Annotated in this window: 23 protein-coding genes; 13 read left to right on the top strand and 10 right to left on the bottom strand. The window is 33.6% G+C overall.

Features of this window, described 5'->3' with window-relative positions:
* Position 1 precedes the first annotated feature (1 nt).
* From ACS5L2_RS07850 to ACS5L2_RS07835, 4 genes are read left to right on the top strand one after another with little or no spacing between them, the layout of a single operon-like run.
* Positions 2-1,447, top strand: a complete 1,446-nt coding sequence (locus tag ACS5L2_RS07850; protein WP_459201457.1) for a 4Fe-4S binding protein — start codon at positions 2-4, stop codon at positions 1,445-1,447.
* A 19-nt stretch (positions 1,448-1,466) separates the two neighbouring features.
* Positions 1,467-1,979 carry a 4Fe-4S binding protein gene (locus ACS5L2_RS07845; RefSeq protein WP_459201456.1) on the top strand — a complete coding sequence of 171 codons (513 nt, stop codon included), beginning with the start codon at positions 1,467-1,469 and terminating at the stop codon, positions 1,977-1,979.
* A 9-nt stretch (positions 1,980-1,988) separates the two neighbouring features.
* A complete protein-coding gene (locus ACS5L2_RS07840; RefSeq protein WP_459201455.1) occupies positions 1,989-2,432 on the top strand; it encodes an NADH-quinone oxidoreductase subunit B family protein in 444 nt (147 codons plus the stop codon).
* A 10-nt stretch (positions 2,433-2,442) separates the two neighbouring features.
* Positions 2,443-3,438: a respiratory chain complex I subunit 1 family protein gene (locus tag ACS5L2_RS07835; protein WP_459201454.1), complete on the top strand. Its 996-nt coding sequence runs from the start codon at positions 2,443-2,445 to the stop codon at positions 3,436-3,438.
* Between the two features lie 112 nt (positions 3,439-3,550).
* On the opposite strand, the gene ACS5L2_RS07830 is transcribed toward ACS5L2_RS07835, so the two are convergent.
* Positions 3,551-4,759, bottom strand: a complete 1,209-nt coding sequence (locus ACS5L2_RS07830; protein ID WP_459201453.1) for a molybdopterin molybdotransferase MoeA — start codon at positions 4,757-4,759, stop codon at positions 3,551-3,553.
* Between the two features lie 137 nt (positions 4,760-4,896).
* On the opposite strand from ACS5L2_RS07830, the gene mtnA reads away from it, so the two are divergent.
* The 4 genes from mtnA (at position 4,897) to hisS (ending at position 9,094) form a co-directional block, all read left to right on the top strand.
* The gene (gene mtnA / locus ACS5L2_RS07825) at positions 4,897-5,862 is read left to right on the top strand and encodes an S-methyl-5-thioribose-1-phosphate isomerase (RefSeq protein WP_459201452.1); all 966 of its coding nucleotides are present in this window, start codon (positions 4,897-4,899) and stop codon (positions 5,860-5,862) included.
* Between the two features lie 204 nt (positions 5,863-6,066).
* A complete protein-coding gene (aspS, locus tag ACS5L2_RS07820; protein WP_459201451.1) occupies positions 6,067-7,383 on the top strand; it encodes an aspartate--tRNA(Asn) ligase in 1,317 nt (438 codons plus the stop codon).
* A gap of 89 nt (positions 7,384-7,472) precedes the next feature.
* The gene (locus ACS5L2_RS07815; protein WP_459201450.1) at positions 7,473-7,772 is read left to right on the top strand and encodes a metal-sulfur cluster assembly factor; all 300 of its coding nucleotides are present in this window, start codon (positions 7,473-7,475) and stop codon (positions 7,770-7,772) included.
* A gap of 71 nt (positions 7,773-7,843) precedes the next feature.
* The gene (gene hisS, locus ACS5L2_RS07810; protein ID WP_459201449.1) at positions 7,844-9,094 is read left to right on the top strand and encodes a histidine--tRNA ligase; all 1,251 of its coding nucleotides are present in this window, start codon (positions 7,844-7,846) and stop codon (positions 9,092-9,094) included.
* Between the two features lie 27 nt (positions 9,095-9,121).
* On the opposite strand, the gene albA is transcribed toward hisS, so the two are convergent.
* Positions 9,122-9,391 carry a DNA-binding protein Alba gene (gene albA / locus ACS5L2_RS07805; protein WP_459201448.1) on the bottom strand — a complete coding sequence of 90 codons (270 nt, stop codon included), beginning with the start codon at positions 9,389-9,391 and terminating at the stop codon, positions 9,122-9,124.
* A gap of 111 nt (positions 9,392-9,502) precedes the next feature.
* On the opposite strand from albA, the gene ACS5L2_RS07800 reads away from it, so the two are divergent.
* Both ACS5L2_RS07800 and ACS5L2_RS07795 read left to right on the top strand, forming a co-directional pair.
* Positions 9,503-10,180 (top strand): RIO1 family regulatory kinase/ATPase domain-containing protein, encoded by a 678-nt coding sequence (locus tag ACS5L2_RS07800; protein ID WP_459201447.1) that lies wholly within the window; start codon positions 9,503-9,505, stop codon positions 10,178-10,180.
* Positions 10,181-10,219: 39 nt separating this feature from the next.
* Entirely contained in the window at positions 10,220-10,972 is a 753-nt protein-coding gene (locus ACS5L2_RS07795; RefSeq protein ID WP_459201446.1) for a proteasome assembly chaperone family protein, read from the top strand.
* 19 nt (positions 10,973-10,991) lie between these two features.
* Here the strand turns inward: ACS5L2_RS07795 and ACS5L2_RS07790 are convergent, their stop codons facing one another.
* From ACS5L2_RS07790 to pyk, 7 genes are all read right to left on the bottom strand, one after another.
* Complete coding sequence (locus ACS5L2_RS07790; protein WP_459201445.1) at positions 10,992-11,666, bottom strand: hypothetical protein; 675 nt, start codon at positions 11,664-11,666, stop codon at positions 10,992-10,994.
* A gap of 69 nt (positions 11,667-11,735) precedes the next feature.
* Positions 11,736-12,644: a formylmethanofuran--tetrahydromethanopterin N-formyltransferase gene (gene fhcD / locus ACS5L2_RS07785; RefSeq protein WP_459201444.1), complete on the bottom strand. Its 909-nt coding sequence runs from the start codon at positions 12,642-12,644 to the stop codon at positions 11,736-11,738.
* Positions 12,645-12,945: 301 nt separating this feature from the next.
* Positions 12,946-13,254: a ferritin family protein gene (locus tag ACS5L2_RS07780; RefSeq protein WP_459201443.1), complete on the bottom strand. Its 309-nt coding sequence runs from the start codon at positions 13,252-13,254 to the stop codon at positions 12,946-12,948.
* A gap of 48 nt (positions 13,255-13,302) precedes the next feature.
* The gene (locus ACS5L2_RS07775) at positions 13,303-13,362 is read right to left on the bottom strand and encodes a rubredoxin-like domain-containing protein (protein WP_459202633.1); all 60 of its coding nucleotides are present in this window, start codon (positions 13,360-13,362) and stop codon (positions 13,303-13,305) included.
* A 15-nt stretch (positions 13,363-13,377) separates the two neighbouring features.
* On the bottom strand, positions 13,378-13,929 hold the full coding sequence (locus ACS5L2_RS07770; RefSeq protein ID WP_459201442.1) for an endonuclease dU: 552 nt from the start codon (positions 13,927-13,929) through the stop codon (positions 13,378-13,380).
* Positions 13,930-13,938: 9 nt separating this feature from the next.
* On the bottom strand, positions 13,939-15,132 hold the full coding sequence (gene coaBC, locus ACS5L2_RS07765; protein WP_459201441.1) for a bifunctional phosphopantothenoylcysteine decarboxylase/phosphopantothenate--cysteine ligase CoaBC: 1,194 nt from the start codon (positions 15,130-15,132) through the stop codon (positions 13,939-13,941).
* Positions 15,133-15,162: 30 nt separating this feature from the next.
* Positions 15,163-16,500 (bottom strand): pyruvate kinase, encoded by a 1,338-nt coding sequence (pyk, locus tag ACS5L2_RS07760; protein ID WP_459201440.1) that lies wholly within the window; start codon positions 16,498-16,500, stop codon positions 15,163-15,165.
* A 113-nt stretch (positions 16,501-16,613) separates the two neighbouring features.
* On the opposite strand from pyk, the gene ACS5L2_RS07755 reads away from it, so the two are divergent.
* Entirely contained in the window at positions 16,614-17,483 is an 870-nt protein-coding gene (locus ACS5L2_RS07755) for a DUF4013 domain-containing protein (protein WP_459201439.1), read from the top strand.
* Between the two features lie 25 nt (positions 17,484-17,508).
* Here the strand turns inward: ACS5L2_RS07755 and ACS5L2_RS07750 are convergent, their stop codons facing one another.
* Positions 17,509-18,675 carry a methanogenesis marker 16 metalloprotein gene (locus ACS5L2_RS07750; protein ID WP_459201438.1) on the bottom strand — a complete coding sequence of 389 codons (1,167 nt, stop codon included), beginning with the start codon at positions 18,673-18,675 and terminating at the stop codon, positions 17,509-17,511.
* Between the two features lie 330 nt (positions 18,676-19,005).
* Between ACS5L2_RS07750 and ACS5L2_RS07745 the strand changes: the two genes are divergently transcribed.
* Both ACS5L2_RS07745 and ACS5L2_RS07740 read left to right on the top strand, forming a co-directional pair.
* Entirely contained in the window at positions 19,006-19,233 is a 228-nt protein-coding gene (locus tag ACS5L2_RS07745; RefSeq protein WP_459201437.1) for a hypothetical protein, read from the top strand.
* A gap of 157 nt (positions 19,234-19,390) precedes the next feature.
* Entirely contained in the window at positions 19,391-20,173 is a 783-nt protein-coding gene (locus ACS5L2_RS07740; protein WP_459201436.1) for a 50S ribosomal protein L11 methyltransferase, read from the top strand.
* The last annotated feature ends 1 nt before the right edge of the window (position 20,174 follow it).

Genomic DNA, 20,174 nt, shown 5'->3' with positions numbered 1-20,174 from the left:
TATGATAGTAACAGATATCAAAAAATGCAGGGCTTACGAAGAATGTGAAAAGTGTAAAAATAAAGAAATTTCAAAATGCATGGAAGTTTGCCCGACAAATGCGATAAAAATGCTCAATGACAAGGCATTTTCATGTATCACATGCGGAACGTGTGCAAAAGAGTGTCCAACTGGCGCAATCAAGAAAAACGAATATGGTGGATATTACGTTAACAGGAAGCTCTGTACAGGATGTGGAATCTGTAAAAACGTGTGTCCAATTGATATAATTGATATAAAAGAAGATTCAACTGGAAAATCTTATCCTACGGGGATTTGTGTGATGTGCGGACTTTGTACTACTGAATGTCCGTATGGCGCAAGACTCTATTTTGATCCAAGTAGCCTTAAAAATACCAAAAATAAAATGTTAATGGAAAGATACTCCACAATTTTTAAAATGATGGGTAAAACTTACGAATTCCCTGAACCAAAACACGTAAAAATTGTAAAACCTGCTGAAAGGAAAGTAAGGCATTCAATTTCAATAGATTCTGAAAAGTGCGTAGAATGCGGAAAATGTATTTATTTATGTCCTAAAAATACGATTATCGAATCAGAAACGGTTGATGGATGTACAAGATGTAATATCTGTAAGGAAGTATGTCCTGTTGATGCAATAGAATACGGAGAAATTACTGAAAACTGCATACTCTGCGGAACCTGTATTTCAAAATGTCCTAAAGATGTTCTCGAAATTTCTGAATTTAAAGTTGTAAAAACAAAAGAAGACGTAAAAGCAAAACCTGAAAAACACTGTATAAACTGCGGTCTTTGTGTTGATAAATGTCCTTCAAATGCTCTGAGATTTGAGAACGGAAAAATACTTTATGACCCAAAAACCTGTACTTTGTGTAACACCTGCGTTAAAGAGTGTCCTCAAGGAGTTAGAATAAATAAAGGAGAATTTGTTGATGGCGGATGCGTACTTTGTGAAGTATGTATTAAAAAATGTCCAGAAGATGCAATCTCCATTAAAGAAAGGTCAAAATTCACGGTAATTGATAAAGAAGAATGTATTGCATGTGGAACCTGTTCTATGGTCTGTCCAAACGATGCAATCACTGTAGTAATTGATAGTTTGAATTTCAGCGGAAACAAAGTGCATTCAAAAGTTATCTTTAATGACAACTGTGTAGTCTGCGAAAAATGTGCAATACACTGTCCAAGAGAGGTTATTGAAAACACCTCAGGATATAAAAAAGTGGTGGACCCTGAAAATTCATACATAAGGGTGGATGACAGCTACTGCGTAAAATGCGGTCTTTGTACGATAATCTGTCCAAACGATGCGATAAATAAGGGCGAAATAAACACTGAACGTTGCGAATACTGCTCAGCATGCGTTAATATCTGTCCTACAAGAGCGATAAGAATCTACAGAACATGGAATGAAAAGACTAAATAATTTAAGCAAAGGGATAATCATGACGTTAAAAGGACTTACAAAAGTGTTTATTTCTGGTTTTTACGAGAATTTAGAAAGAATAATTCTCGGAAGCGATAGATACACCTCAAAAGAGATGACAGCAGAGATTTTAAAAGGTATTGAACTTCCACGTTCAGTATTTTCTGAAATATGTATCGGATGCGGAGGATGTAAAAATGCATGTCCTACAAAGGCCATTGAAATGGTACCTGTAGAACCTGTTAAAATTACTGAAACCTATTCTAAAGAAGCAATACCAAAAATAGACTATGATAAATGTGTATACTGTTTATACTGTCATGATTTCTGTCCCGTATTTGCCCTATTTAATGAAATATCTCCAATTCACCCAAGACATGTTGGAGAAGACCTCGTTTTAGTGGACCTTTCAAAATTACTTGAAAAACCAATTGAAATTCCTGAAGAACAGCTATCAAAGATTGCTAAAATCCTTTCGATTAACATTTCAGGAATCGTTAAGCGGGAAAAGAAAGCGAACTCAAAAGTGTAAGGTGTAGTCATGTTAAAAGAGCTTTCAAGAAAGAAAAATATTCACATCATGCTTGTTTATACTGGCGGATGTAATGGTTGCGATATTGAAGTTGTAAACTGTGTTTTGTCTCCATTTTATGATGCGGAACAGTACAACGTATTTTTAACGTGGAATCCAAGAGAAGCGGACATTTTAGTGGTAACGGGCTGTGTTACAAAAGCAGTTTCTGCATCACTTAAAAAAATATACGATGAAATTCCTGAACCAAAAGCAGTGATTGCCGCAGGAGCCTGCGCATTGATGGGCGGAGTTTATAAAAACATTGGTGCAGATTTGGGAACTTCTACCTTTGTAGACGGTCCTGTTGAAAATATTATTCCGGTTGATATGAAGGTTCCAGGATGCCCGCCAAGACCTGAAGATGTCATCACAGGAATTGTTAAAGCCCTGCCAAAAATCTTGAATGGATGAGGAGATAACTATGTTTGAAAATATTTTATCATTAGAAACGTTTGAGATTATCCTTTCAATGATTGGAATTCCTTTGATAGCTTTTGTGATTTCTACGTGGATTCCGGGAATTCAAAGAAAAATCCAGGCACGAATCCAGCAAAGAAAAGGCCCATCAATATCATCTCCAGGTTTTTGGGCGATATTTAAATATTTATACAAGGAAGCAAAAGAGCCAGTTTCAGAACTTCCAAAACTTTACAAATTCATGCCTTTACTTAGTTTCATCGTTATCTGGATGGTTTTAGCATTAACTACTGTTGTACATTTTCACATTCTTTCAAACGAGATTGGTATAATCGGTCTTTTAAAAATCGAGGAAATGGGCTACATAATAATGGGTTCACTTGCTTCAACAGTGATGGGAATTCGAATGCCTTTTATTGATGAATGTAAAGGTAGTGGATACTTAAACACTATAAAAATGACCTTAGGACAGCTTTCAGCAGTACGGGCCTTTAAAATGATTACTGTTGGATCATTCCCATTTTATTTGGCAACATTACTACCTTTTATACCTCATAAATCGATATTCTTAATCAATTTAATCGGAAGTAATTTTTTATTCACTTTAGGCGGGTTATTTGGGGCTTTTGCATATATTATTGGGTATATCATAATGACAAAAGACTACCCATTTTCAATAATGCACACGAAAGCGGATGTTATAGAAGGCCCTACAATGGAATACTCTGGAAAATACCGGGCAATTTACTTAAGCGTAAAAGAGCTTTTGATGATAACACTTGGAAGCTTGTTTGCAACCCTTTACCTTGGAATTGCACCTGATATCTTAAACCCGATTACAATAGTTATAAACTTTGCAGTAGCACTGGTATTCCCGATAATTTCCGCGGTAGTTAGCGCATACACACCAGTATTTACATTCAGGCAAATATATCCTGTTGCGTTGTTTGCAACAGTTCTTGGACTTATTGGGGCACTCTTGGCACTTCTTGGAGTTTAATTACATATGACTTTTTAACTTTTTTCAGGTTTTTAGTTAAGAACATACCAATTGTTAAGCTATTAAAGCCATAATTTAAAAAATGGAAAAATTAGCAGGTATCTTATCTTTATTAGAACAGATAAACTTCAACGAATTCATCTTTTTCATATCCTTCAATATTTTCTTTTATCATCATGTAACCATCAGCTTTTGTCATTGATGACAAAACTCCGCTTCCAGTTATTCTCAAAGGTTCTATTTTGATACTTCCATCACTTTCTACAAGTTTTACTCTTACAATATCGGTTCTACCCAAGGAAGATGCGATATTTCGATTTATCTGGAGTTTAACTGATTTTCGAGGTTTGAAATAATTTGCAATTAAAAGTTCAAACTGTACTGCTGATGCAACAGGGTATCCTGAAAGAACGAATAATAATTTCTTTTTTCCTTCAATTTCCGCGTCTGCAAAGCCAACAGGTCTACCGGGCCGAATCTGAATTCCGTGAAATATTAAATTTCCAATTTTTTTAATTATGTCAATCGTGTAGTCCCTGTCTCCAACAGACGTTCCCCCTGTGGTAATAACGACATCATTTTCCACGAGTGCTTTTTTAATTGCTTTTTCAAGTTCTTCGCTATTATCTGGAACTTTTCGGTATGCTTTAGGGGTTAATCCAGTTTCCCTTACGAGGTCTGAAACCATCATGGAGTTTGAATTAACAATCATCGCACTTTTTTCAAGCTGTTCGATACTTTCAAGGTCCTCAATATCGAGTAATTCATCACCTGTTGCGATAACTCCAATTTTTAAAGAATAACACTTTATTTTTTTTATTCCAAGCGATGAAATTAAAGCAACGTGGTAAGGCGTAATTAATTCCCCTTTTTTGATAACAAGGTCTCCAGTTTTCACGTCTTCTCCAATTCGGGATACATTTTCATTTGGGTGTACCCCAGTATATATCTCAACAAAAGACTCGTATTCTTTGGTATATTCCTTCATTACAACGGCATTCGAGTTTTCCGGAAGTTTCATGCCTGTGGAAAGCCTGTAAATTTCTTCTTCATTTATTGAATCAGTTTCAACTAAATTTAATATAATTGGGTTTGTTTGAGATGCTCCAAATGTATCTTCTGCAATCACTGCATAGCCATCCATTGCTGAGCGATTAAACATCGGGATATTGCATGGGGCGTAAATATCTTCAAAGCAGATTTTACCAAATGCTTTATTTATTTCGATTTCTTCAAATTTATCGTCCAATATTTCTTCAAATTTTTCAAAAACCTTATTTTTAGCGGTACTGTAACTAATCAGTTCTTTTACAAATTTCATGGGGTTCACCAGCAATTCAGGCCAATTTTGAACTATAATGCTTAAATAATTTAAGTTTTAACAAAAGTGCATAAATTAAATAGTCATTTGAGGTTACTTATTTTTACTATCTTCGACTTATTTATAATGGTGAGATTTTGAACAATGATTTAAGACCTATAATTTGGAATGATTCGGAAAAAAAGCTTGTATTAATCGATCAGAGAAAATTACCAAATGAATTAGTGTACTTTGAATGCAAAGATTACAAAAATGTATGTTTTGCAATAAAAGACATGGTTGTTAGAGGTGCTCCAGCAATAGGTGTTGCTGCAGCTTATGGAATGGCTTTAGCTGAATTAAATGGCGATGATGTTGAAAAAGCATACCTTGAATTAAAAGAAACACGGCCAACAGCGGTAAATTTGTTCTGGGCACTTGAAAAAATTATGAATGCAAAAAAATCTGGAAAATCACTTCTTGAAGAAGCTAAATTAATCCATGAAGAAGATATTGAACTTTGCAGGAAAATCGGGGAGATTGGAGAAGTTTTATTTGAAGATGGAGATACCATTTTAACGCACTGCAATGCAGGAGCACTCGCAACATCTGCTTATGGGACTGCATTAAGTGTAATTCGATTTGCACACTACAACGGAAAAAAAATTACTGTAATCTCAGACGAAACAAGGCCAAGATTACAGGGTGCAAAATTAACATGTTTCGAGCTTAATTATGAAAATATTCCTGTAAAAGCGATATGTGACAACACTGCAGGATTTATGATGAGTAAAGGACTCGTTGACAAGATAATAGTTGGTGCTGATAGAATCCTTTCAGATTATCACGTATTTAATAAAATTGGAACGTATTCGCTTGCAATACTTGCAAAATACCACAATATTCCTTTCTATGTCGCAGCACCGTATTCGACTTTTGATTTTGAAAGTAAAGTTGAAGATATTGTTATTGAAGAAAGAGACGAATCCGAAGTAACACATATCGACAATGTACGGATTGTAGCAGAAGGAGTTTCAGCGTACAATTTTGCGTTTGACTGCACGCCTCCAGAATTAATTACCGGAATAATTACTGAAAAAGAGATAATTTATCCAAACAAATAATTTCAAGCTTTTTTTATATTTTTTAGATATTTGGCATATTTTTAAAATTCTGGATTTAACTTCTAATCCAAATGAAAAACTTGAAAAACATTTTATAATATGCGCTCTACTCTACATTACAGTATAAATATCATAATAATCATTAGTTTTGTTAATGTTTACGAATGAATCACAGATGAAGTAACTAGATTGTAAGGTGAAATGGTGTATTTAATAGCAGATTGGAGAAGAACACACTACTCAGAAGAAGTAATTCCTGAAATGGACGGTCAGGAAGTTATTTTGATGGGCTGGGTCCACTCAATAAGGGCTTTAGGAAAACTCGCATTTGTAATCTTGAGAGACAGGGAAGGAACAATTCAAGCAGTAGTTCCAAAACAGAAAGTCGATGAAGAAACATTTGAGATTGCAAAAAAACTTGGAAAAGAAGACATAGTTGCAATCAGGGGAAAAGTAGTGGCAAACGAAAAAGCTCCAAAAGGATTTGAAATAATCCCTATCGAAATAAGGGTATTAAACAAAGCCGATTCCCCACTTCCACTCGATCCTTCGGAAAAAGTTCCTGCAGAAATCGATACAAGACTTGACAGAAGATTTTTGGACATTAGAAGACCTAAAATTCAGGCAATATTTAAAATAAGGTCTGAAATGTTAAGGTCAATTAGAAAAACGTTTGCAGACGAAGGATTTATCGAAGTAAACACTCCAAAATTAGTTGCAAGTGCAACAGAAGGTGGAACTGAATTATTCCCAATTTCTTACTTTGAAAAAGAGGCATTTTTAGGTCAAAGCCCGCAGCTTTACAAGCAGATGATGATGGCTGGTGGATTTGATAAAGTGTTCGAAATTGCACAGATTTTCAGGGCAGAAGAACACAACACGAGAAGACACTTAAACGAAGCAGTTTCAATCGATACAGAAATGTCATTTGTAAATGAAAAAGATGCTATGGCAATGCTTGAAAAAGTAGTTTACAACTGCTACGCGGATATTGAATACAACAGACCACAAGAAATTGAACTTTTAGAATTAAACTGGGAAGTTCCTGAAAAAACGTTCGATAAAGTAACTTACAGCGAAGCAATCGATGTAGCAATTTCAAAAGGCGTAGAAATTGAATGGGGAGAAGATTTATCAAGAGCAGCAGAAAGAGCTATTGGTGACGAAATGGGCGGCCTTTACTTTATTACAGAATGGCCAACACAGACAAGACCATTTTACACCCTCCCGCACAGGCACGATAACAGGGTCTGTAAAGCATTTGACTTAATGTATAAAGAACTCGAAATATCTTCTGGAGCTCAGAGGGTTCACAAATACGACCTTTTAGTTCAAAATATTTCAAATATGGGCATGAATCCTGATTCATTCGAAACGTACCTCGAAGCATTCAAATACGGAATGCCTCCACACGCAGGATGGGGACTTGGTGCTGATAGGTTTGCAATGGTTTTAACTGCACAGGACAACATCAGAGAATGTGTGCTATTCCCAAGAGACAGGCAGAGATTAACACCATAATCTTTGCTTTTTTTCTATTAAATCTAATAATACAGATTTATATAAAAAGAAATTTAATTTATGTTATTTTCTAAAAAAAGGTGAAAATTATGGTTTCTAAAGATGATGTATTGAACGCGTTAAGACAGATAGCAGACCCGCACATGGGTATCAGCATCGTTGACATGGGACTTATAAGTGACTTAGAAACTGATGACGAAGGAACTGTTTCATTTACACTAACACCTACAAACCCAGGATGTATGAGTGTAATTCACATGGCTGGCGGCGCAAAACATGTTGTAGCAGAACTCGAAGGCGTTAAGAAAGTTAACGTTACAGTTAAAGGACACATGATGGAAGAAGACATAAACAAAATCTTAAGCGACGAACCACTCGAAAAACAATAATTTTTACTTTTTTCATTTAGAAACATATAGTTTAAAATTTACGCACTTAAATTTGTTAGAGATGATGATTGATGTTTCAAAAACCCAAAGGTACACGGGATTTTTTACCCGAAGAAATGAAAAAAAGGAAAGTAATCGAAAAAAAACTTAGAAAAGTTTTTGACAGTTATAATTTTTCTGAAATAAACACGCCTACATTTGAAAGCTTTGAATTACTTTCTAAAAAAACAGGCGACGAAATAAGAACACAGCTTTTTGTTTTTAAAGACCATGGAGATAGGGAAATGGGTTTACGGCCCGAACTCACGTCTTCAGTTGCAAGGTTTTACATAAACGAATTTAAAAACACGCCAAAACCCGCAAAACTTTACTACTTTACAAACTGCTTCAGGTACGAAAACCCGCAAGCTGGAAGGTACAGGGAATTCTGGCAGATGGGCTCTGAATTAATCGGAAGTAAAAAGCCTATTGCCGATGCAGAAGTTATAAACATGGCAATAGAAGGTTTAAAAGAAATTAATATGGATTTTGAAATAAACATTGGACACCTCGGTGTTTTAAAAGGTGTTTTTGAAAAATACAATCTTTCAGACGACGAAGGAACTGAAATAAGACGTCTAATCGATAAAGAAGATATGGAAGGATTAAAAACCGCTTTAAGCAGAATAGAATCCGAAAAAAACATTGAAATTTCAGAAAAAGTATTTGAAGTTTTAGATTTAAAAGGCGGAAGAGAAGTAATTTCTAAATTAAAGGAAAAATTAACTGAATTTGAAAGTTCAGTGGAAGCTTTAGAAAATCTTGACAGTATCCTTGAATTTGTACCCCACGAATACATTATAAACTTTGGAATTGCAAGGGGACTTGACTACTACACAGGAATGGTCTTTGAAGTTTACGGTAAAAAAGAAGGTGCAAGACAGGTTTGTGGTGGTGGAAGGTACGATAATCTAATCGAGCTCTTCGAAGGTGAACCAAGCCCTGCTGTTGGTTTTGCATATGGCTTTGACAGGATTATGTTAAATATCGATGATTTCGAAGTTGAAGAAGAAGCAATATTTGTAGTTCCGGTTAAAAATAGCGACATGCTTCTTAATGAATGTTTGAAAATTGCAAAAACATTAAGGGAAGCCGGAAAATCTGTAGAAATAGATTTAATGGGCAGAAAATTAAATAAAGCACTTAACTATGCGAATACAAAATGCATCAAAAAAGTACTGATTGTCGGCGAAAATGACATTTTGGAAGGAAAAGTCGCTTTTAAAAACATGGAAACCGGAGAACAGTCTTTAATTGAATTAAAAGATATTTTAACTATCTAATTTAATTTTTATTAAAAAAGTAAAAAATTATTTCGTAAGTATTATTTCGATTGTGGATACGTTTATGGATTTTCCATCTTCGCTTTGTATTTGGTCAGTTCCTAAATTTATGTCTTTAATCTTAATTTCGGGCATGAATCTTTTTCTAATCATTTCTTCGACATCGACTGCCCTGCTGATTGCTTTTCCTCTTGCTTTTACAATAACTTCTTGAGCATTTTCGGAGTTAAATTGAGTAATCACTGCAAGGACGTAGTTCATAACGCCCTTGTTTCCAACGTACACGGTATTGTCCATCGTATCCCTCCTTAAATTTAACATATTAATTTTGATATATATAATTTATTAATTAATCCTTATCGCAGGAACCTAAATATAAAGACCATTTAAAACGGTTTTGGTGCAAATATGGCTAATTTAAATTTAGAAATGGATATTATGGGCCTTGACGCTATTTCTTCAACGCTTTTTGACTGGAAACTCTTGAAAAAACTTTCAGAATATATCATTTTTACAGAATATGTTGGACGAGGACACCGGGGGGTAGTTTTTAAAGCATTTAGCGATAAATACGTGGATGAAAACGGAAATCATATTATTTTAGCAGTAAAAATTCCAAGGCTCGATACTCCAAAAATCACGATTTCAAACGAGGGGAAAATACTTGAAAAAACCAATTCATTTGGAGTTGGCCCAAAAGTTTACGAGTATTCTGAAAATCACATGGTAATGGAATATATTGACGGAAAAATGCTAAAGGACTGTATCGATGAGCTGACTCCTGAAGAGATTTTATTAGTAATTGAAGAAACATTAAGGCAGTGTTTGCGTTTAGATATTCATAAAATCGACCACACTGAAATTCAGGGTGGAAAACACGTTATAGTTTCAGAAAAAGGAATTTATATTATAGATTTTGATAAAGCTCGTGAACACAGCCCTAAAAACTTTACAAGTGCAATGTCTTTATTATTTGGGGAAAACTATATATCAAAGAAAATAATGCATTTATTAAACCTTTCAGAAGAAAAGATTGTATTATTTAGACAATATGCAAAAAAGTACAAAATGCTGTTTAAAAACTAAAACTAATTTAAACTGATTAATAATTTTCTGGCGATAAAAATGGTAAAAATTATTGAAAATAAATTAATTGATGCAGAACCTTTAAAAGATGCAGTTTTGATAGAAGGACTTCCCGGAATCGGGCACGTTGGAAGAGTGGCTGCAGAACACATCGTTGAAGAATTTAATGGTGAAAAGGTTCTCGAACTTTACTGCGATGATTTTCCACCACAAATCGTTGTAAATGACGATGGAACAATTGAATTCATGAAAAATGAATTTTATCTTGTAAAAGAGCCGGTTCCAATGGTAATTGTTCTTGGAAACACGCAAGCATTATCTCCTGAAGGCCAGTATATCCTTTCAGAAAAAATTGTAGATATTGCAATGAAATACGGAGCTACAAAAACATACACACTTGGCGGATTTGGAATTGGAAAAATTTCAGACGATTTAAAAGTGTATGTTGCTTCAACTTCAAAAGAAATTTCAGAACAGCACAAGGAACTTGGTGCAGAATTTAGAACTGACGGTGGAAGCATAATCGGTGCAGCAGGTTTAATGCTTAAATTTTCAAAATTAAAAGGAATCGAAGGCATATGTTTAATGGGTGAAACTCCAGGTTACCTTGTTGACCCAAAATCTGCCGGAAATGTGCTAAATATGCTTTCAAAAGCAATCGGGTTTGAAATTGACATGAAAAAACTCGACGAAAGAGCAAAAGAAATGGAAAAATTCATAGAAAAAGTTCAGATGCAGGAGCAAGGAATGCAGGCTCCTCAAAATCACGATGATTTAAGTTACATCGGATAATTTTTTTAATTTTTTTATTTTAAAATCTTAAACCCTGTTCTTTTAGAAATCCAGAAACCTGTCTTTTCAAGTGTTCATCTTCTGATTTTATACCTTGAGGGTATACAAATGCCTTATTATCTATATTTATTCTCGGGTAATCCATTTCGAGGGTTACTTCCTCTAAAAGACATTTTTTAAGGTACATTGTAGTTTTTGTAAGATTCATGAGTGCGGGAGATTTAAATGGGGGGCTATTTCGAGGTAATCTCCATTTTGTTCCATAGTACGAGATATAATCTGGGTTTATCAAAATAAATACTTCCCCGTATATTTCAAGAACCAAAGTCCATGAAAAAATTCCTCTTGTAAATCCTAAAAGCCGTCCTAAATACGAAGTTTTAGGGTTATCATAACATACTTTTAAGGTCCTGCCGACAATTCTTGAAAGCGCTTCTTTGGAATGAATCTCCTTTGGATTCGTTGGAAGCGAGGTTTTTGGTAAAATATTTGTTGGAACACATTTTAGTGGTTTTATCATGTGCAGTGCACTAAGTGGATAAAAATAGTGATGATTTTTTTTATTTAGCATCACTACCCCTTCAATTAACCCGTTAAAATCGCATTTTACGATTTTTCCCCTGTACGTATTAAATGATTTGTTTAGCGTAAATTCTGCAAGGGTATCCTTACAAAGAGCTTTTTTTGGTTTCAAAATAAAACCTCCTGATTAAATAGTCGTGTAAATTGGAAGTATATAAAAAATAAAAGTAGTTAAAAAGAATTAGAATAATCCTTGTAATTTTATTTGGAAAGGACCTAATTTTCCACCGTAGTTTCCTGCAGTGATTTTTTTAACGCCTGGAATTGTTACAGCAGCTTTAATTCCTGCTTTCATAGCAGCAGCAACTGAAGCTTCGTCGATACCGTCGATAACGATTTCGTAAACTCCGTTAACGTCTGCGGGAATTTCAGTTCCTTCAACAGTGTCTTTTAAGGTAGGGCACATTTTTTCGTTTGTTGTTGCAGCCATGAAGCTGTATTTAGGGTTTGTGTATCCTACTTTACTTCCTGAAGCCACAATTCCGCCGGTAAATGGAGTAATTGTTTTTTCAACCTGGCTGATTGCATCAACTGCAGCTTCTGCAGCCATTAATGCAGCCATGTTGTTTTCAGCCATAATGAAGAAGTTACCTCCTGCAACTCCTTTTTTAATTCCAAGTTTACTTTCAATGAGGAAGTCTCCCCCCATTATTGGAACTGAGTAAAGTGTTTTTCCGCATTCTTCGCAGGTTACTTTTTTCTCGTATCCGTCACCGAAGTATTTTAATTTGAAACCAACTTTTAATTCTTCTGTAGCATCTTCGCCCATTGCGTTGAATACTGCTGTTGTTGGAGCCGTTAATACACACTGTCCGATTCTTTCTAATAATTGGTGTTCGATTTCTGCTTTTTTAGGGTGGCAGATTTCAATAATGTATCCTGGTCTTCCATCAGGTGTTTCTGCAGGGGATACGTATTTTTCGATACCTGCTTCAGCTGGGCACATGATAACTGAGCATGCGAATCCTGTTGCTTCAGTTGCTGCAGCTTTTGCCAATCTTTCTGTTGCTGCTGTGATTAATACTCTTGAAACCCAGATAGGGAATCCTTCTGCGAATGTATCTTCAATTACTACACCGTTTAGTTCCATGTTATTCCTCCGTACTTCTTATATAGACAGAAAAAATATGAAAAAACTATTATTAATATTTTTTTATTTGATTTTGGAAACCAAGGGCATTAATGGCCTTTAAAAAGAAAATAACCGTTAATAATTCCCAATTTTTTATAAAAAAGTCTTTTAGTCAATATTCAAAAATCCCCTTCCAACAATATGGGAAATTCTAATGTATTTTGGAATTAATTTTAGAATTTAAATTTTTTCATATAAAACACCAATATTAAAGGGCCCAAAAGGGCTCTTTAAATGATATTTACTATTAATATTTACTTCATTTACTTTTCATCTTTTCAATTTCTTCCTCAACTTCTTCTGCACCTTTGGCATAGAATTTTTCTTCATCCGGGCTAAGCTCTTTTAAAAGTCTTAAGAACTCTCCAGCATGTACTCTTTCCTCATCAGCTATATCCTTTAAGACCTCAATAGCAAGTTCGTTATCAGTTGATTCTGCTAACTGCATATAGAGCTGTATTGCTTCATATTCGGCTGCGATCATAAAACGTATAGAACGAATTAATTCCTCATCAGTTAATTTTCTGTCTTTTGCAACCCCTGCAAATGGATGTCCAAAATCTGGCATAAAAACGCCTCCTTCTTTTCTTACATTTTAATAATTTTCTTTTTTTACTTAAAAATAACTTTGGGAATATTTACATACCGGACATACTTCAGGTGCTTTTTTGCCCAATTATAAAAAAGTCTTTTATTCCATATTCAAGAATCCCCTTCCAACAATATGGGAAATCCTAAGGCATTCTGGAATTTTACTTCGAAGTCTTGTTTTTTTAATTAATTTACAAGCATCTTCAAAATTTATTCCAATGTACTGAATGAATATATTTTCAAAAGGTTCTGGTTTTGGAAAAGATTCCAAAATTTCAATTTTTTCTGGAAACGCAAAAAAATATTTTTTTAAAGCAGATTTCATTTTTAAAACATCTGGTTCTTTTTCCATAATTGCAATTACTGGAATTTTCGTTTCATTGTAAATTTTAACAATATCTGCAATATTAAAACCGCCAAAAGTAACGCCATCCAAAAAAATAGCATTTATTTTTGTAAAATGCTTATCTTTTACAATTTTCAAAATTTTTTCAGTCGAATCAAAACCGTCCTTTTCTATTTTTTTAAACAGTATTTCATCGACTATTTTATTTCCCCTCATGTAAGTTCCAACAATCAGCGCTTCTTTGTCAGACCTGTTAAATGGCGCGTCATCAATTCCAATAACCCCGATTTCATCTTTGTATCCCAAAATATCCCTTTAGAGATTATTTACAATTTCAACAATTTTTTTAGATATTTCATCCTTAGTTCCGGAAACTTCTAAAATTTTTTCTTTATCGATAATCAAAACTTCGTTTGAATCATCGCCAAAATAATGTTTTGAAAGGTCGTTTGCAATAATTACATCTAATCCGTATTTTTTAAGTCTTATTTTCGCTTTTTCTTTTAATTCATTTGTATTAATGCCATATTCGGCTTTATATCCTACAATAATTTTTTTAGGGAATTTTTTTCTTAATTCTTCTAAAACTTTTGGAGTTTGTTTTAATTTTATAACTTGTGTTTCTATATCTGAACTTAATTTTCCTTCAAAATTAGTTTCAGGAGCATAATCTGAAATTGCAGCACACGAAATTATTACATCTGCATATTCCCCAAGTTCAAGCGCTTTTTCAAGCATTTCTTCTGAAGTAATAACATTTTCTGATTTTATGTAGTATGGAACATCTTTTCCAAGTCCTTTTATCACTTTAACCTTGTAATTCTGCCTACAAAATTCTTCTGCAAGTGAAACACCAGTTTTTCCAGAAGAAAGGTTTGTAATTACCCTTACTTTGTCAATTGGTTCAGCAGTTCCTCCTGACAAAATAAGCACTTTTCTTTTTTCTTCTTTTGTTCTGTTAGAAAACACTTCAATTGCAAGCTTTGAAACTTCTTCAATTGAAATTGCTTTTGCTTTTTCTTCTTCGAGTTTTGAACCCATTACAAAGACGTTATTTTTTTCAGAAAGGTTTTTTATATGGTCCCTAACTGTATCGAGCATGTTCTGGTGCATTGATGGAGCAATTATAATTGGTTTTTTTTCTAAAAACATCATTGCAGTCGTGTTTACAATGTTATCTGCAATATTTAGCGAAATTTTGGATATTATGTTTGCAGTTGCTGGAAAAACTATCATTCCGTCGCATTTATTGTACAAATCGACGTGTTCAATTTTTCCAGTAATTTTATCCATTACTTCGTTTCCGCATCCAAATTCAAGCGAATATTTTCCAACAATATCTTTTGTTTCTTCCGTCATTATGCAGTAAACTTCAGCACCGTGCCTAATTAATTCTCTCATCAGTTTTGGTGCTTCAATTGCTGCAATCGATGAAGTAACTGCTACAACGAGTTTTCTGCCATTCAGTAATTTTGATTTTGCTCCGTGAAGTGTTTTTGTAGGGTGCATTTAAATCTCCTTTTTTCAAGCTGTATTTGATTATATGCTCTCAACTTTTATAACGTTTGTTTTTTTCTCGCCTTTCGGATGTCCGAGCGTTACAACGTAAATCCCGCTACCAATTATATTTTTTGCAATTTTTTTAGAAATTTCAAGTACTTCATCAACATCGCCAATTTCATCAATTTTTTTCGGAATTACTCCCCAAACTAATCTTAATTTTCTAAAAACTATATTTTCAGGGGCAAGTGCAATAATCGGCGGGTCGAACCTGAATTTTGAAATTCTGAGCGGAGTTTTTCCAGAAGTTGTTGGGGTAATTACTATTTTTGGATTTAGTTTGTTGCAGAGTGCTTCAACGGCATAAGCAATTCCTGAGTAAATAGAATGCTCTTCAAACTCTATTTCTTGTTTATATTTTGAAATATCTCCTTCTGAAACCCTTGCAATATTATCGAGAGTTTTTATCGAATCAATAGGGTATTTTCCTATTGTGGTTTCATTTGAAAGCATTAAACAGTCAGTTCCATCAAATATTGCATTTGCAACGTCTGTAACTTCTGCTCTTGTGGGATATGGATTATTTACCATCGAGTCGAGCATCTGTGTTGCAGTAATTACGAGTTTTCCTTTTTCATTTGCAAGTTTTATAACGTTTTTTTGAATTATCGGCAAATATTCAATGGCAACTTCAACTCCAAGGTCCCCTCTCGCAATCATTACTCCATCGGAATAGTCTAAAATTTCTTCAATATTTTTCAATCCTTCTTTAGTCTCGATTTTTGAAATAATTGAACAATTTCCAGAATTTTTGTTAATTAAATTTTTTAAATTCAGGACATCTTTTTTGCTTCTAACAAAAGAGAGTGCAATATACTCAAATTCGTTTTCAACTGCAAATTTCACGTTTTTTATATCTTCATCCGTTAAATCATCGGGAAAACACCCGTCAGGAAAGTTTACTCCCATTTCAGGTTTTACGGTTCCGCCAATCAGGACGCGGGCAGTTACTTCTTTTCCAACGCTTTCGATAATTAATTTTATTTTTCCATCATTAATTAAGATGTTCTGTCCTTTTTCAATGCATTTTGGGATATAAGAAATTAAAATGTCTTTTCCAAACGATACAACCTGATTTTTAACAAGTTCTGAAAAATTCGTCTTTATTATTCGGATTTTGTTTCCTTTTAAATCCATGAGTTTTGCAATATTTTTTTCGTTTAATATTTCGAGGTATTTTTTGACACTTCTCGTATCCATGTGGGACATGTTAAAACGAATTCCATCGACCAAATCAAGGCAATCTTTGAAGTAGTTATCAAGAGACGGCCCTACTGTAACTAAAATTTTGGTTTTTCTATACCCTTCTTCAACCAAATTACCCCTCCAAAAATATAAGTTAGTAAATACACATAGTTATTCAAAAAGAAAAATAATTTAATCAATTATATCAAAATTAAATTATAATAACATCGCGGGTGTTGAAAACCATGTTTTTTGAAAAGTATATAAAAGACCCACTGCAGTACGCGTGGTCTGACCCTAAAAAAATATTTGTAGGGGGAGTTTTCCAGATAATTTCGATAGGCGGGATTGTATTTGGAATTATTCTAATGTTTGCAAGTTTAATTCCTTCTGTAATGGACATCGCACCTGAATTTGCATTATTTACGTCTCTTGGCGGAATTTTACTTGGACTTATAATTGCAACGATTGGTGTAGTTTTCACGGTATTGATCGGCGGATATTACATGAATGTAATTGAAAATACTCTTCAGGGCAGCTTCGAACTTCCTGAATGGGAAAATTTCAAGGAACTTTTAAAGAAGGGGGCGTATTTTTTAGTGGGAATTTTTGTTTTACAGGTCATATTTGGAATAATAAGTCTTGTAATTACAGCACCTTTTGTTATACTCTTAATAACAAATGACACCTATTCAAACATGCTGCTTTTTAACATGTTCATGAATTTAATATCTTTTGTACTGTCGATATGCGAATCACTTTACATATCACTTGCAATGATTAATTTCGTGGATAAAAAGGAATTCATGGGATTTTTTGACGTAAAAGAAGTAATTTCAAAAATATCAATCGAATATGTACTCGTACTCGTTGCAGTATCGATTGTTTCAGTATTGATAGTTCTTCCGGTGATTATTGTATTATTATTCCCCGTATTAATCGGCATATTTACACAAAAAATAATATTAATGCTTGCAATAGCTCTTATTGTACTTGCAATGCCGTTTTTACAGATGTTTTTGACAGTATTTGAATACAGAAGCTATACAAATTATTTTTTATCCAAAAAAGAAATTAAATTAGAAGAAAATACGGATTTTGAAAATAATGAATAATTAATTTTTAATTTTAAAATAATTTTTATACTTCAAATTCTTCTTTTTCAATTCGTTTTTTAAGTTCTTTTGCAAGTTTTAGTGCTCTAACTCTATCCGACTGCCTGCAGGTTATTGGAATGCCCATGATACTTTTTCTATCCATCTGGTATACTCCATAAGTGCAAGAATCAACACATACTCCGCATCCAAAACAGTTTTCGTTTGGAAGTGTTCTTTTTCCCAAATGGTCGAGTCTTACAATTGCATTTGTCGGGCACATTTTTTGAGCTTCACAAGAATCACAAATTCTGCACCTGTTAATATCAACTTTAGGCCTTAATTCAGCATTTTCCCATACTTCGGAATATTTTCCAGAACCAAGACTCGTTCTTCCAAACACGTTTGTTAATGGAAGTTCTATTTCAGAATCAAGCGTTTTTAAATATTCTTTATTTTTTTCGTTTACTTCAATTGGGACTGCAATAGTGTTAAAAATCTCTGCACCTTCGGATGTAGTAAATCCACCAATGTAGTATTCATCCATTTCATGCATATCTGCTGAAATCATTAAATTTGGTTTTTCTTTTGAAGAACGGGTACCATATCCTAAAATAAGACCGTATGCCCCATTTACAAGTATTTTTTTTCCAGTAAGATATTTTTCACCAGAATGCATGTTTTGAAGCGGATTTAGTTCCCCGCAACCCGAAAACGAGGCTTCGCCTGATTTTAACATTTTTCTATGAAATATCGTGTTTACTGGCTCTCCAGTGTTTGTTAATGCCACATAATTTTTAAATGCATTTCTTGTTCCAATAAGTTTTGCAGTTGGCATATCATTTAGCTTTAACATTTTTTTATACGTTTTTCCACCTGATTCAACTACCGCTTCGACTTCTTTTCCAGAGATTAAATCTTTAAATAAAAAACCGCCGCCGTAGTTTCCATGATGTTTTGTTCCGTAAATTGTGCAGTCAACGCTTCCTAAAAATTCATTCGGGCAGGGTCCAGGATACCCTTCAATTCCGTTTAAATAAAATTTCTCAGCTTTTTTAAATGATTCACCAAGAGGGATGTGAAATATTCCTAAAGTTCCAGACATTATCCCGCAAGTTCCCGCAGTTACGACATCAACTTCGTCAATTTTATCTTCTTCGTTATTTCTTACCATTTTTTTTAATTCATCAACTGTAATTACTACTTTTTCCATAAGAAACACCAATATTGAATTAACTACCGATAGTCTGCCAAGGTTTTTATGATGTAGTGTTTTTATTTACCATTTTAAGAATTTTTTGGAAAAAACCCGCCACTATTCATTTAAAAGTTTACAATTTAATTTTTATTTTTTATATTTTTAACACCACTTATACTTTTATATACTGATTAAATTCATAATTTAAGTGTGGTACTAAAATAACGTTTAATATAGTTTTTAATTCCCCATTAAATGATTTAATTATACTTTTGGCATATTTAAAAGATGTTTTGGTTAGGTCTTAATTATTTTTTAGATATACATTGTTTTTGAGGGGATATTATGTTAAATTTTGAAATAATTCATAAAAAAGAAATTATTGCAAACGGAAATTATATTCGTGATTTGGGGCCAAACGGGAAACTTTTCATTGTTCCCAAAAATATAGACGAAGGAATTAAATTAACCGCGTTTTTAAACGAAATCTCTAAAAAAATTCATAGAATGTGTTCAGGAAACGAAATATTGTCTGAAATTATTGTAGGAGAATATTCCCTAAAATTTGAATGATTACCTATATTTTCGCCATTTTAAGTTTTTTTTATATTAGTTATATTTACATTTTTACATTTTTACATTTTTTTGCTATTTTTAACAGTTTACACTCAGGCATGTTAATATATCATTTCTGCATATCTCATTTTTAAATAAAATTCTGGTGGTATTAGTGGAATTAAAATTGTCTGTACCTCAGTGGCACTACAGCATGCTTTTAGATGATGAACGAGTTTCAGTATTTAAAGAAGCAGTCGAAGACACGGTAAAACCAGGGGACGTAGTATTTGACCTTGGAACTGGAAGTGGGATTCTTGCAATGATTGCGGCAAGAACTGCAAAACAGGTTTACGCAGTAGAATTGGACCCAATAACAACAGAATATACCAAAGAAAATGTAAAAGAAAATAATTTTAAAAATATTAAAGTTATCGAAGATGACGCAGCATATTATCCATTTCCCGAAAAAGCGGATGTTGTAATTGCAGAACTTCTTGACACCGGATTAATTACCGAACCGCAGGTTCCTGTTTTAAATTCGATAATTAAAAGGGGTTTATTAAAAGATGGCGGAATAATAATTCCAGAAGAAGTTTATAATTCTGCACAGTTGGTTAAATCAAAAATGGGCCACATTTATTACGATGAAGAAGTAACATCAGAAGAAGTTTCAAACGAAATTGTTTATGATACTATCAATTTTTATAAGGTAAATGAAGAAAGCGTGGAATATTTACTCGAATTTAATCTAAGAGAAGATGTAAAAAATCCGGCCGTAAGATTAAACACGTATACTAAATTAAAAGAAGATTTAATCTCTGGAGCAACGCCTATGTTAAACCCACCTCTTGTAATTCCGATAAATGGAAAATTAAATGCAGAAACTGTTAAACTAAAATTATCCTACATAATGGGCGGGGATTTGGAGTCCATAAACGTTCAAATTGTAAAATAGG

It is taken from the genome of Methanococcus mangrovi (genome assembly GCF_054506835.1).
The sequence above is the reverse complement of the archived record's forward strand: the minus strand, read 5'-3'. Positions and strand labels throughout refer to the sequence as shown.